We start from the raw sequence: 12352 nt of genomic DNA, 5'->3' as shown, positions 1-12352 counted from the left end.
GCCGCCCCGCCGACCGTGACGAGCGCTTCCGCATGTACCGGCTCGTCGATTTGTCGCACCCCCCCCCGCCACGGCCGACAATTCAGCGCCGGCTGCCGCGTCAGCCCTGAGCATTCGCCGCCCGGTAGCGTCCGGACGGCGTTGCCACCCGCTGGCACGCGGCCGGCCCCTACCCTAGAAGAACGATGAGCAGCGCGCTGCAAGATCTTCGTCGCATTACCCATCTGGCCGCCCCCGTGCTGGTTGGACAACTGGCGGTCATCGCCTTCGGTGTCATCGACACCATCATGTCCGGCCGTGCCTCGGCCACCGACCTTGCCGCTGTTGGCTTGGGCGGATCGATCTATGTCACGGTCTACGTCAGCCTGATGGGCGTGCTGCAAGCGCTCGCGCCTGTCGCGGGACAGCTGTACGGCGCCAACCGATCCGCGGAGATCGGCGCCGAGGTACGGCAGGCAGCATGGCTCGGTGTGGCGCTGGCCATCCCCGGCATGCTGTTGCTGCTGTTTCCCGCGCCGTTGCTGGAATTCGCCAAAGCACCACCCGAGTTGGTCGAAAAAGCATCGCACTATCTGCATATCGGTGCATACGGCCTGCCCGCAGCGCTGGGTTTTCGCATCTACATGGCGCTGAACAATGCGCTATCTCGCCCCGTCATGGTGACGGTGCTGCAGATCGCTGGCCTGGCACTCAAGATTCCACTCAATGCCTGGTTCATCGAAGGCGGTTATGGCCTCGCCCCGATGGGCGGGCCAGGCTGCGCGCTGGCATCCACGCTGATCAGCTGGATATGGTTTCTGTCCGGACTGGCGATCCTGCTGCGCGGTACGGCGTACCGGTCCCTGGAGATATTCACGCGTTGGGAGTGGCCACGCTGGGACCGGATTCAGCCTCTTCTGCGCCTGGGGCTGCCGATGGGACTCACCTACCTGATCGAGATCACGTCATTCACCCTGATGTCGATCTTCATCACACGCATGGGCACCGATACCCTTGCGGGGCATCAGATCATCGCCAACCTCAGCGCTGTGGCGTACATGATGCCGCTCTCGCTATCCATCGCGACCTCGACGCTCGTCGCGCAGTCCATAGGCGCACGCGATATGGCTGCCGCACGTCGTATCGGCTGGCGCGGCATTCGCTTGGGCGCCGGACTCGCGCTACTGACCGGCACGCTGCTCTGGCTGCTACGCGAGCCGCTGCTGCATGCCTATGTCAGCGACCCGGCCGTGATTGCCAAAGCATTGCCGCTGATGCTGTTTGTCGCGTTCTATCAAGCCTTTGATGCTGTACAGGTCATGAGCGCGTTCATCCTGCGCGCGTACAAGATCGCGCTGATTCCGACGCTGATCTACGCCGGCTCACTCTGGGGCGTGGGGCTCGGTGGCGGCTATGTGATGGGTTTCGGCCTGATCGATGCGTTGCCCGCCTTCACGCGCGGCGCATCGGGCTTCTGGTTGGCCAACAGCATCAGCCTGGCAATTGCCGGAACGCTGCTGGTTCGATACTTCATGCGCGTGAGTCGCGTTGGATAACCCGAATCAATGGCGCACAGAAAAAATGCCCGCTTGCGCGGGCATTTCTAATTTGGCGGAGCGGACGGGACTCGGCTACATCCCACAGGCTGCGGATTCGCTTGCAAGCGAATCTCTGCGAGTCCGGCCAGGAGCCGCGCAGATGGCTCGCTCCGTTCCGTTCCGTACAGACGAAAAAAATGCCCGCTTGCGCGGGCATTTCTAATTTGGCGGAGCGGACGGGACTCGAACCCGCGACCCCCGGCGTGACAGGCCGGTATTCTAACCAACTGAACTACCGCTCCTTTTTCGGTTGCTATCCGAAGCTTCGCTCCGGACAGCCAACTGGACGTTTGATTACGTCCAACATCTGGCGTCCCCTAGGGGATTCGAACCCCTGTACTCACCGTGAAAGGGTGATGTCCTAGGCCTCTAGACGAAGGGGACAGAAACTATTTGCAAGCAACGTTTCCGTCTACTGCTGCGAAGTCCGCCATTTTAGCAGAGATTTCGCGATCTGAGGCACTTTTTTTACTGCATCCGTGCCTCGGAAATTCTGGTGGAGCTAAGCGGGATCGAACCGCTGACCTCTTGCATGCCATGCAAGCGCTCTCCCAGCTGAGCTATAGCCCCAAATTATAATCGCACCCTATTACTGCAGCACGATCATCTTTGATTTTTTGAGGCTGAAAATTTGCCTCGGGTAAATCGAAAGGTGATTATCAGATAATCACCTCTCACCCAAATAAAAACCCGCTTGGTTTCACCCAAGCGGGCTCAGTCTGGCGGAGCGGACGGGACTCGAACCCGCGACCCCCGGCGTGACAGGCCGGTATTCTAACCAACTGAACTACCGCTCCATTGTCGGTTGCTACCCGAAGCTTCGCTCCGGACAGCCAACTGGACGTTTGATTACGTCCAACATCTGGCGTCCCCTAGGGGATTCGAACCCCTGTACTCACCGTGAAAGGGTGATGTCCTAGGCCTCTAGACGAAGGGGACAGAAACTTGGTGGAGCTAAGCGGGATCGAACCGCTGACCTCTTGCATGCCATGCAAGCGCTCTCCCAGCTGAGCTATAGCCCCATAGTTACTGCCATTTACTGCAATCTTGCTCACCAGATTTACTGCGTTTCTGGCGAAGCGGCGATTATAAAGCATTCTCACCGTTTTGCAAGCCCCGTTCGGTTTTGCAACCGTTCTGCTTGACTCGCGTCTTGCAGCAGGGAGAACGAGATTATGCTGAAGTCTCGACCAGAGCGCAAGCCCCAGCCGAGACTTTTTCAGCAGTTTTTTACGCTGCAGCCAGACGGCGCAGCACCGTGTCGCGACCGAACAGTTCAAGCACCGCGTCGATGCTCGGCGTCTGCAACTGCCCCGCCACCAGCAGGCGCACCGGCATCGCCAGCTTCGGCATCTTCAGGCCGAACTCGGCCAGCACTGCCTTGAACACGGCACTAATCGCTTCGCGCTTCCACTCCGGCAGCGCCGCGAGTTGCGTGGCCAGTGCCTGCAGCGCGGGGCGAATCTCGTCCGTCAGATGTTCCAACTTCAGCGCCGCATCGGCCTGCGGCTCGCCGCGATAGAACAACATCGCGGTCTGCGCCACTTCCTTCAGCGTGTTCGCGCGATCCTTGACCAGCGCGATCACGTCCACCAGGTTCGCGCCTTCGACCTTGCCGCCGAGCGCCTCGATGAACGGACGCGTCAGGTCTGCCAGACGCGTGTTGTCACCAACCTTGATGTAGTGGTTGTTGAGCCACGCCAGCTTTTCCGGGTTGTATTGCGCCGGGGACTTGCCCAGGTGCTCCAGATCGAACCATTCGACGAACTGTTCGCGCGAGAAGATCTCGGCATCGCCATGCGCCCAGCCCAGTCGCGCCAGATAGTTCAGCACGGCCTCCGGCAGATAGCCCTCATCCCGATATCCCGTGACGGGCAGCGCGCCATGACGCTTACTCATCTTCTCGCCCTGCTCGTTGAGCACGGTGGGCAGGTGGGCGTAGACCGGCACCTCGCCACCCAGGGCGCGGCAGATGTTGATCTGCCGCGGCGTGTTGTTGACGTGGTCATCGCCCCGGATCACGTGGGTGATCTTCATGTCGAGGTCATCCACCACCACGCAGAAGTTGTAGGTCGGTGTGCCATCGGGGCGGGCGATGACGAGATCGTCGAGTTCATCATTCGAGATCTCGATGCGGCCCTTCACAGCGTCGTCCCACACGACGCTGCCGCCGATCGGGTTCTTGAATCGCACCACGGGCTGCACGCCAGCCGGCGGCTCGGGCAGCACCTTGCCCGGCTCCGGACGCCAGAAGCCGTTGTACCGCGGCTTTTCGCCGGCAGCACGCTGCGCTTCGCGCAAGGCGTCGAGCTCCTCGGTACTCATATAGCAGTGGTAAGCCAGCTCGTTGTCGAGCATCTGCTGTACCACCTCGCGATACCGGTCCATCCGCTGCATCTGATAGAACGGACCTTCGTCGATGTCCAGATCGAGCCAGGCCATGCTTTCCAGGATGACGTCGACGGCAACATCGGTCGAACGCTCGACGTCGGTATCCTCGATACGCAGGATGAAGTCGCCCTTCATGCGGCGGGCAAACGCCCACGGATAAAACGCGGAGCGAATATTGCCGAGGTGGATGAAGCCGGTCGGACTCGGTGCGAAGCGGGTGCGGACGCGTTGTGTCATGGTTCGGGGAAACAAAAAGGCCCGCGCACGGATGCGCGCAGGCCGGATGTCAGGGAATGCTGCATTATACGCGCTGCCCGACACGATCTCCGCCGTGGAATCATTTATGCTGCCGCCAGTCTGACACTCGGCCATACGCGATGCGGGGCCCCCACGGGGCCTCCAGCATCACATCCAGCAAGATCTCCTTCCCTCGATGCAACGACGAAACTTCCTGGGCGCCTCGGCAGCGATGCTGCTGGCAGCCTGCTCCTTCGGCCCCAAGCCGGACGCGACAAACCCCGGCACCACTGCCGCCGTGCCACCCGTGGCGACCAACCCGCCCCGGCCAATCCGCATCGGCCTGGCGCTCGGCGGCGGAGCGGCGCGTGGCTTCGCGCACATTGGCGTGATCAAGGCGCTCGAAGCCCAGGGAATTCGCCCGGATATCGTCACGGGCACCAGCGCGGGCTCAGTGGTAGCGGCACTCTACGCGTCGGGCATGGATGGCTTTACGTTGAACAAGCTCGCGCTGACGATGGACGAAGCGACCATCGCCGACTGGGCCCTGCCCTTCGGCACACGCTTCGGCGGCTGGCTCAAGGGCGAGGCGCTGCAGAACTACGTCAACCGCCTGGTCAAGAATCGTCCGATCGAGTCGATGAAGCTGCCGCTCGGCATCGTTGCCACGGATCTCAAGACCGGCGAGCGGATTTTGTTCCGGCGTGGCAATACCGGTCAGGCGGTACGCGCATCGAGCAGTGTCCCGGGCGTATTCCAGCCGGTGGCGATCGGCGGCCACGACTACGTCGATGGTGGCCTGGTGGAGCCGGTACCAGTGGATGCCGCCCGCGAGATGGGCGCCGATTTCGTGATCGCGGTGAATATCTCCGCCGATCCGGCGAGCCAGAAAAATGGCGGGCAGAGTGGTGTCCTGCTGCAGACGACGGCCATCATGGGGCAGTCGATCAACAAGATGGCGCTGGCGCGCGCCGACGTTGTGATCCGGCCCGACCTGCCGGATATGGGCGGCAGCGATTTCACGTCGCGCAATCGGGCGATCCTGGCTGGCGAGCAGGCCACGTCTGCGGTACTAGGGGCGTTGCGTGAAAAGCTGGCCGCCGCGCGCAATCGTCCGACGACGGGCGGAACCATCGCGACGCAATAAGCGGCGACCCGCCGCGCCCGAACATCACCCTCCCCCAAACAGCGCGCAACAAAAAAGGACTGCCTGAGCAGTCCTTTTTTGTTTTGCCTTCGGGATTTGCCGCTTCAGCAGCCGCAAACCTTAGGCGCCGTACTTAGCCACCGTAAAGCGAGCGGCCTTGGGCATTCGGATCGTAACGCTTGAGCGTCTCGATCATGTTGCTGGTGTTCTCGACCGAGCCACGCGCCGAATCGTCGATGCGGCGGGCGCCGTTGTAGCGCGTCACCCAGTAGGCGGCACGCATGTCATCGACACGGATCTTGCTGCCGGTGGACGGCGCGTGCACGAACTTGTTGTCGCCAATATAGATGCCGACGTGCGAGAACGTGTGGCGCATGGTGTTGAAGAACACCAGATCGCCGGGCCGCAGATCGTTCGCCGCAACCGTGGCACCAACCTGGCTCATTTCGACGGAGCGACGGGGCAACATGAAGCCGAAGGTGTCGTTGAACACGTAGCGGACGAAGCCGCTGCAGTCCAGACCCGACTCGGGGCTGTTACCGCCGAAGCGATAACGAACACCGATCAGACCCAGCGCGTTCATGACCAGGTCGCCAGCTTTCGTGGCGACATTGCTGGTGGAGTTCATCATCGACGACAGCAAGCCACGCTTGCCTTCCGGATGCGCGTCCGTGACATCTGCACGGGCATCGATCCGGGCGTCGGTATCCTTGAACACCGTATCCGCCAGCACTCCATTCGACACAGTCGCACCGCAGACAATGGCAATTCCAACGGCGGCGCGCGCCAGGGAATGAAGTACCGTTCGCTGCATTGGTTCTCCTGATGATCGGACAAATCTGACCGGCGAGTAAGACAACACCGGACAGCGTGAAAACATCAGGGCGGATCGGACGCAAGAAGCACGCCAGTAGAAAAGCTCCCGTCTCGCACCAGCCGCGTGCACTGCTGGTCTTCCCCAAGACCTCACGCGGCGGACGAACCACCCCCAAAAAACTTATCGGGCGATCTTAAAGTAGCCGCCCTTGACATGTCAAAGATGGTTACAAATTTCCCTCAAATCGCCTGCAAATCAACGAACTAGCGCAAAAAACGCATCCAGTTTCTTGGTTTTCGCATAAACAGCGCATGTTACGTCGGCGTGTCAATGCATGATGCGACGCACATCAAATCAAGCCACACCTAGCTGGGCCGCCGCCATCAGCTTGCGTGTATACGAATGCTGCGGTGCGCCGAGCACCGTTTCGGTCTCGCCCGACTCCACGACCTCGCCGTTCTTCATCACCACGACCCGGTGCGCCATGGCGCGAATCACGGCCAAGTCGTGACTGATAAAGAGATAGCTGAGGTTGTACTTGTGCTGGAGCTGTGACAGCAGAGCCAGCACCTGCTGCTGGATCGACACGTCAAGTGCAGAAGTCGGCTCATCCAGCACCAGCACCTGCGGTTTCAGGATCAGCACCCGGGCAATGGCGATGCGTTGCCGCTGGCCGCCCGAGAACTCGTGCGGGTAGCGCCCCAGCGCGGTGCGGTCGAGCCCCACTTCGCGCAGTGCCTCGATCACGCGCTCACGCGTTGCCTCGCGCGACAGGCCCGGCTGGTGCAGCGCGAGCCCCTCCTCCACGATCTGCTCGATCGTCATCCGGGGAGACAGCGACCCGAACGGGTCCTGGAATACCACCTGCATCCGCGAGCGCAATGCGCTGCGCTCCTTGCCCGTGCAGGTATCGAAGCTCCGGCCCAGGAACTGGATCGTGCCGCTACTCTTGCGCTGGAGCGCGAGCACGGCGTGAGCCAGCGTCGTCTTGCCTGAGCCCGACTCCCCTACGATCCCGACCGTTTCCCCTTCGCGCAACTGCAGGTTCACCTCCTTCACGGCCGGGAATGCTTCCTTGAGGAACCAGCCCGCCATGCCAGGACGCTTCTTCATGTAGTTGACGCACAGCGCATCGGTCTCCAGCAGCACCGGGGCCAGCGGCACCAGCGGCAACACCTCGCGCCGGGGCCGACTGTCGATCAACTTGCGTGTGTAGGGATGGTGCGGATTGGAAAAGACCTCGGTGGTCTCGCCCGTCTCGACCAGGACGCCCTTTTCCATCACGCCCACGCGCTGGGCGAACGCCCTGACCATGTTCAGATCGTGCGTGATCAGCATCACCGCCATGCCGAACTCGGCCTGCAGGTCGCGCAACAGATCCAGGATCTGGGCCCGGATGGTCACGTCCAGCGCGGTGGTCGGCTCGTCGGCCAGCAGCAGCTTGGGGCGGCACGCGAGCGCCATGGCGATCATCGCGCGCTGACGCTGGCCACCCGACAACTGGTGCGGGAAGCTATTGAAACGGTTGGGCGCATCGGTGATGCCGGTGCGCTCGAGCAGCGCAATCGCGCGATCGCGGGCAGCCCGGCGGTCCAGCCCTTCGTGCAGCGCCAGCGTCTCCACGATCTGGTTACCAATCGTGTAGAGCGGGTTAAGCGCCGTCATGGGCTCCTGAAAGATCATGGCGATCTCCGACCCGCGAATGCGGCGCATCTCGCGATCGGACACCTGCAGCAGATCCTCGCCCTCGAAACGGATCGAGCCCTGATAGTGCGCATCCTCGACCAGTCGAAGCATCGCCAGCGCGGTCACGGTCTTGCCCGAGCCCGATTCGCCGACCAGCGCGTAGCGCTCGCCGGCCCGAAGGTCGAAACTCACTTCGCGCACCGCGCGCGTGGCGTGCTCGCCCTCTCCGAAGGTGACCGACAGGCGGTCCACGCACATTAGCTTGGTACCCGGTGCTGGCACTGCCGCCGGTTCGGTAAAGGTCATGGCCGTGCTCATCGGACGGCCTCCGCTGCCCCGCCACGTGCCGGCACCTTCGGCGCCACGCGGCCGCGCATCTGGGCCAGACCCATGCGCGTGTCGAACGCATCGCGCAGCGCGTCTCCCATGAACGTCAGCAGCAGCAGTGTCAGCACCAGCACTGCGAAGGTCGACAGGGAAATCCACCACGCATCGAGATTTGCCTTGCCCTGCGCCAGCAGCTCGCCCAGGCTAGGCGTGGTCGGCGGCACGCCAAGACCGAGGAAATCCAGACTCGTGAGCGCCAGAATCGCCGCGCTCATCCGGAACGGCAGGAACGTGATCACCGGCGTCAGGCTGTTCGGCAGGATATGCCGCCACATGATCTGCACATTCGACAACCCCAGCGCGCGGGCCGACTTGACGTAGTCGAGCGAGCGATTGCGGTAGAACTCGGCGCGTACGTAGTCGGACAGCCCCATCCAGCCAAACAGCGACAGCAGGATGATCAGCAGCGCCAGACTCGGCTCGAAGATCGAGGCAAAGATGATCAGCAGGTACAGCTCGGGCATCGAGCCCCATATCTCGATCGCGCGTTGCGACATGAGGTCGAACCGGCCGCCGAAGAATCCCATCAGCGCGCCCGTCAGCGTGCCGACCAGCACGCCGATGACGGTCAGCGCCAGCCCGAACAGCACGGATACGCGGAATCCATATAGCAAACGAGCCAGCACATCGCGGCCACGGTCATCGGTGCCAAGCCAGTTTTCCGCCGAGGGCGGCGCCGGATTCGGCTCCTTGGCGAAGTAATTGATCGAATCGTACGAATAGCGGTTCAGCGGAAAAATCGCGAAATTGCCATGCGTCGTGATTCGTTCAAGGATGAACGGATCGAGATAGTCGGTGCGCGTCGGGAAATCGCCGTCGAACGTGGTTTCCGGGTAGACCTTGGCGATCGGCAGGTAGTACTCGCCCTTGTAGCGGACCAACAGCGGCCGGTCGCTCGACAGCACCTCGGCGCACAGGCTCAGCACGAACAGCGCCACGAACAGGATCAGGCTCCAGTAGCCAAGCCGGTTGCGACGGAACCGTTGCCAGGCGCGCTGGCGCGGAGACAGCGAGTGCGGCAGCCCGTTCTGGATTGGGGCGCGTTTGAAGGGATTCATCGATGCATCCCCTCGAAGTGAATACGAGGATCGACCATCACGTAGCAAATGTCCGAAATCAGGCGCGTCACCAGACCGATCAGCGTGAACAGGTATAGCGTGCCGAGCACCACGGGGTAGTCACGACGCAGCACCGCCTCATAGGACAGCAGACCCAGCCCGTCGAGCGAGAACAGTGTCTCGATCAGCAGCGAGCCGGTGAAGAACGCGCCGATAAACGCCGCCGGGAACCCAGTCACGAGCGGAATCAGCGCGTTACGGAACACATGCTTCCAGAGCACGCGGTGCTCGGACAGGCCCTTGGCCCGCGCGGTCAGCACGTACTGCTTGCGGATTTCCTCCAGGAACGCATTCTTGGTCAGCATGGTGACCACGGCGAAGCTGCCCACGACCGATGCCGTGATCGGCAGCACCAGGTGCCAGAGGTAATCCATCACCTTGCCCATGAGCGACAGCTGGTCCCAGTCATCGGAGGTCAGGCCGCGCAGCGGGAACCACTGCACGAACGTGCCGCCGCCAAACAGCACCAGCAGCAGCACGCCAAGCACGAAGCCGGGGATCGCATATCCCACCAGCACGATCATGCTGCTGATCACGTCGAAGCGGCTGCCGGCCCGGATTGCCTTGGAGATGCCCAGCGGCACCGATATCAGATAGGTCAGGAAGAATGTCCAGAGCCCCAGGCTGATCGACACCGGCATCTTCGACTTCACCAGTTCCCAGACGCTGCGGTGCTGGAAGTAGCTCTGGCCGAGGTCAAACTTTGCAAAGCGCTTGAGCATCAGGAAATAGCGCTCGATCGGCGGCTTGTCGAAGCCGTACAGCGCCTGGATCTCCTTGATCTTGTCCGGGTCCACGCCGCGACGGCCGCGATACTCGGCACCGCCGCCGCTGGCCTCGGCAGCACCGCCCCGCCCTTTCATCTCGAGCATCATCTGCTCGACTGGGCCGCCGGGCACGAACTGGATCACGACGAACGTAAGCGTAATGACACCGATCAACGTCGGAATCATCAGCAGAATGCGCTTCAACAGATAGGCAAGCATGGCCGTCCGGGTTCGGGATTACTGGGTCTTTGGCACCAGGTCATTGCGCCACCAGTTGGAGAGGATCCAGCCTTCCGCCGTGTAGAAGTACGGCAGACGCGTCGGGTACGCCATCTCCTTGCGATATGCCACACGATGGAACGCACTGTACCAGTTTGGCACGATGTAGTAGCCATGCATCAGCACGCGGTCGAGCGCGCGGCCGGCGGTAATCAGTTCATCGCGCGACCGGGCGTGCAGCAACGTGTCGACAAGCTTGTCGACCGCCGGCGATTTCAGTCCGAACAGGTTGTCGGAACCAGGCGTGCCCGCCGCTTCGGCCGTGAAGCGGTCGCGCAGTTCGTTGCCAGGGCTCTGGGAATCCGGGAAACGGATCGACACCATGTCGAAATCGAAATCCTCGAGCCGCTTCTGGTACAGCGCGAAGTCCGTGGTGCGCTGGTTCACCTCGATGCCGAGCTTCTCCAGGTTTCGGATGTACGCCGTGATAACCCGACTCATGGCGCCGCCGTCATCCAGGAACTCGAACACCATCGCCTCGCCCTTGGCATTGCGCAGTGCACCATCCGAATAGGTCCACCCCGCCTGCGCCAGCAACCGGCGCGCATCGCGCAGGTTGTCGCGCAGGGAGCGCGGCGGGTTCGTCGTGGGCTGCACGACATCCGCGCCGAACACTTCGGCCGGCAACTCGGCGCGCAGCGGCTCCAGCAACGCTAGTTCGCCCGGCCCCGGCTTGCCATCGAAGGTGGTGCTGGCAGCCAGTTCGCTGTTCGAGAACCAGCTGTCGAGCCGCTTGTAGGCCCCGTAGAACAGTTGCCGGTTCAGCCACTCGAAATCCAGCGCGAGGATCAGCGCCTGGCGCACCCGCACATCCTGGAACATCGGCTTGCGCATGTTCATCACGAAGCCCTGCATCCCGGCGCCATTGCGGTGCGGGAACTCGGTCTTGATCAGTTCCCCTTCCTCGAAGCGCTTGCCGACGTAGCTCTTGGCCCAGTTCTTCGAACGATATTCGACGATCGCGTCGAACTCGCCGGCCTTGAATGCCTCGAGCTTGGCCGTTTCGTCCTTGTAGAGCCGGTAGACCACCCGACCGAAATTGAACGTGCCGCGGCGTACCGCCAGATCCTTGCCCCAGTACTTCGGGTCGCGCGCGAACACGATGCCGCGCCCGGCGTCGTAGCGTTCGATCTTGTACGGCCCGCTGGTGATCGGCTCCTCGAAGGTCAGCTTGTCGAACGATACCTTCTCGGTCCACTTCTTCGAGAACACCGGGAGCGAGCCGACGATCAGCGGCAGTTCGGGATTGCGTTGCTTGAAGTCAAACCGCACCGTGCGTTCGCCGGTCACCACCACGGCTTTCACGTCGGTGCACATGCTGCGATAGCCCGGGCTCGCGAACTTGCCCATCAGCATGTCATACGAATACTTGACGTCCGACGCCAGCACGGGGTCACCGTTGACAAAGCGTGCCTCGCGGCGAATATGGAACGTCACCGACAGCTCGTCCGGCGCCACCGTGACATCGTCGGCCAGCAGGCCATAGGAGCTGGCAGTCTCATCTGCGCTGCTGATCAGCAGCGACTCGAACATCAGGGCGTTGAGCCCCGGCGCGGACGTGCCCTTCAGGGTAAACGGGTTGAACTTGTCGAAACTGGTGCGGCGGTCCGGGTTGGCCAGGGTCAGCGTGCCTCCCTGCGGGGCATCGGCATTGACGTAGTCGAAATGCTTGAAGTCCGGCGGATACTTGAGGTCGCCGTGGAGCGCAAAGCCGTGGGCTGCGAAAGCAGATAAGGGAAAACCCGAAGCCAGCACGATCGACAGCGCCGCCCACCCTTGCACTACCGCGCGTCGACAGAAGCACTGCCCTGCCGCCCGAAGCGGCCAACGTGCACGAATCAGCATCCGGTTGCAGACCTCCACAATGCCCAGGACAGCCCGGCGGCTTGTGGCCGGGCGAAGTTGTGCGACAATTTTACATGCGTTCGGGTGGCCAACAGCCATCC

Annotated in this window: 8 protein-coding genes and 6 tRNA genes; 2 read left to right on the top strand and 12 right to left on the bottom strand. The window is 62.2% G+C overall.

Annotated elements, in window-relative coordinates:
* The first annotated feature begins 185 nt into the window (after positions 1-185).
* Positions 186-1535 carry an MATE family efflux transporter gene (locus RN01_RS14880; RefSeq protein ID WP_017515365.1) on the top strand — a complete coding sequence of 450 codons (1350 nt, stop codon included), beginning with the start codon at positions 186-188 and terminating at the stop codon, positions 1533-1535.
* A gap of 207 nt (positions 1536-1742) precedes the next feature.
* Here RN01_RS14880 and RN01_RS14875 read toward each other — a convergent pair.
* From RN01_RS14875 to gltX, 7 genes are all read right to left on the bottom strand, one after another.
* Positions 1743-1819: transfer RNA gene (locus RN01_RS14875), tRNA-Asp, on the bottom strand.
* Between the two features lie 66 nt (positions 1820-1885).
* Positions 1886-1961 (bottom strand) — tRNA-Glu (locus tag RN01_RS14870).
* A gap of 110 nt (positions 1962-2071) precedes the next feature.
* A tRNA-Ala gene (locus RN01_RS14865) sits at positions 2072-2147 on the bottom strand.
* Positions 2148-2297: 150 nt separating this feature from the next.
* Positions 2298-2374 (bottom strand) — tRNA-Asp (locus tag RN01_RS14860).
* Between the two features lie 66 nt (positions 2375-2440).
* Positions 2441-2516, bottom strand: a tRNA-Glu gene (locus RN01_RS14855).
* Between the two features lie 7 nt (positions 2517-2523).
* A tRNA-Ala gene (locus tag RN01_RS14850) sits at positions 2524-2599 on the bottom strand.
* 208 nt (positions 2600-2807) lie between these two features.
* Complete coding sequence (gltX, locus tag RN01_RS14845; protein WP_024570430.1) at positions 2808-4205, bottom strand: glutamate--tRNA ligase; 1398 nt, start codon at positions 4203-4205, stop codon at positions 2808-2810.
* A gap of 196 nt (positions 4206-4401) precedes the next feature.
* Between gltX and RN01_RS14840 the strand changes: the two genes are divergently transcribed.
* Positions 4402-5352, top strand: coding sequence for a patatin-like phospholipase family protein (locus tag RN01_RS14840; protein WP_024570429.1), 951 nt, complete (start codon positions 4402-4404; stop codon positions 5350-5352).
* Between the two features lie 133 nt (positions 5353-5485).
* Here RN01_RS14840 and RN01_RS14835 read toward each other — a convergent pair whose 3' ends face one another.
* The 5 genes from RN01_RS14835 to RN01_RS14815 all read right to left on the bottom strand — a co-directional run bounded on the left by RN01_RS14835 (position 5486) and on the right by RN01_RS14815 (position 12251).
* Positions 5486-6166 carry a C40 family peptidase gene (locus RN01_RS14835; protein WP_008641698.1) on the bottom strand — a complete coding sequence of 227 codons (681 nt, stop codon included), beginning with the start codon at positions 6164-6166 and terminating at the stop codon, positions 5486-5488.
* 357 nt (positions 6167-6523) lie between these two features.
* Positions 6524-8161, bottom strand: a complete 1638-nt coding sequence (locus RN01_RS14830; RefSeq protein WP_024570428.1) for an ABC transporter ATP-binding protein — start codon at positions 8159-8161, stop codon at positions 6524-6526.
* 8 nt (positions 8162-8169) lie between these two features.
* Positions 8170-9300 (bottom strand): ABC transporter permease, encoded by a 1131-nt coding sequence (locus RN01_RS14825; protein WP_011516851.1) that lies wholly within the window; start codon positions 9298-9300, stop codon positions 8170-8172.
* A complete protein-coding gene (locus tag RN01_RS14820) occupies positions 9297-10346 on the bottom strand; it encodes a microcin C ABC transporter permease YejB (RefSeq protein ID WP_011516852.1) in 1050 nt (349 codons plus the stop codon). Before RN01_RS14820 ends, RN01_RS14825 begins: the two co-directional genes overlap by 4 nt.
* Positions 10347-10364: 18 nt before the next feature.
* Entirely contained in the window at positions 10365-12251 is a 1887-nt protein-coding gene (locus tag RN01_RS14815) for an extracellular solute-binding protein (RefSeq protein ID WP_017514672.1), read from the bottom strand.
* Positions 12252-12352: the final 101 nt, after the last annotated feature.

This window comes from Cupriavidus sp. SHE (genome assembly GCF_000812445.1).
In the GTDB taxonomy this organism is placed as follows: Bacteria; Pseudomonadota; Gammaproteobacteria; order Burkholderiales; family Burkholderiaceae; genus Cupriavidus; species Cupriavidus metallidurans.
This window is presented reverse-complemented; position numbering and strand designations above follow the sequence as displayed.

Coding starts and splice junctions, on each gene's coding strand:
- gltX (WP_024570430.1), bottom strand. CDS start 4,205: ATGACACAACGCGTCCGCACCCGCTTCGCACCGAGTCCGACCGGCTTC.
- RN01_RS14815 (WP_017514672.1), bottom strand. CDS start 12,251: ATGCTGATTCGTGCACGTTGGCCGCTTCGGGCGGCAGGGCAGTGCTTC.
- RN01_RS14820 (WP_011516852.1), bottom strand. CDS start 10,346: ATGCTTGCCTATCTGTTGAAGCGCATTCTGCTGATGATTCCGACGTTG.
- RN01_RS14830 (WP_024570428.1), bottom strand. CDS start 8,161: ATGACCTTTACCGAACCGGCGGCAGTGCCAGCACCGGGTACCAAGCTA.
- RN01_RS14840 (WP_024570429.1), top strand. CDS start 4,402: ATGCAACGACGAAACTTCCTGGGCGCCTCGGCAGCGATGCTGCTGGCA.
- RN01_RS14825 (WP_011516851.1), bottom strand. CDS start 9,300: ATGAATCCCTTCAAACGCGCCCCAATCCAGAACGGGCTGCCGCACTCG.
- RN01_RS14835 (WP_008641698.1), bottom strand. CDS start 6,166: ATGCAGCGAACGGTACTTCATTCCCTGGCGCGCGCCGCCGTTGGAATT.
- RN01_RS14880 (WP_017515365.1), top strand. CDS start 186: ATGAGCAGCGCGCTGCAAGATCTTCGTCGCATTACCCATCTGGCCGCC.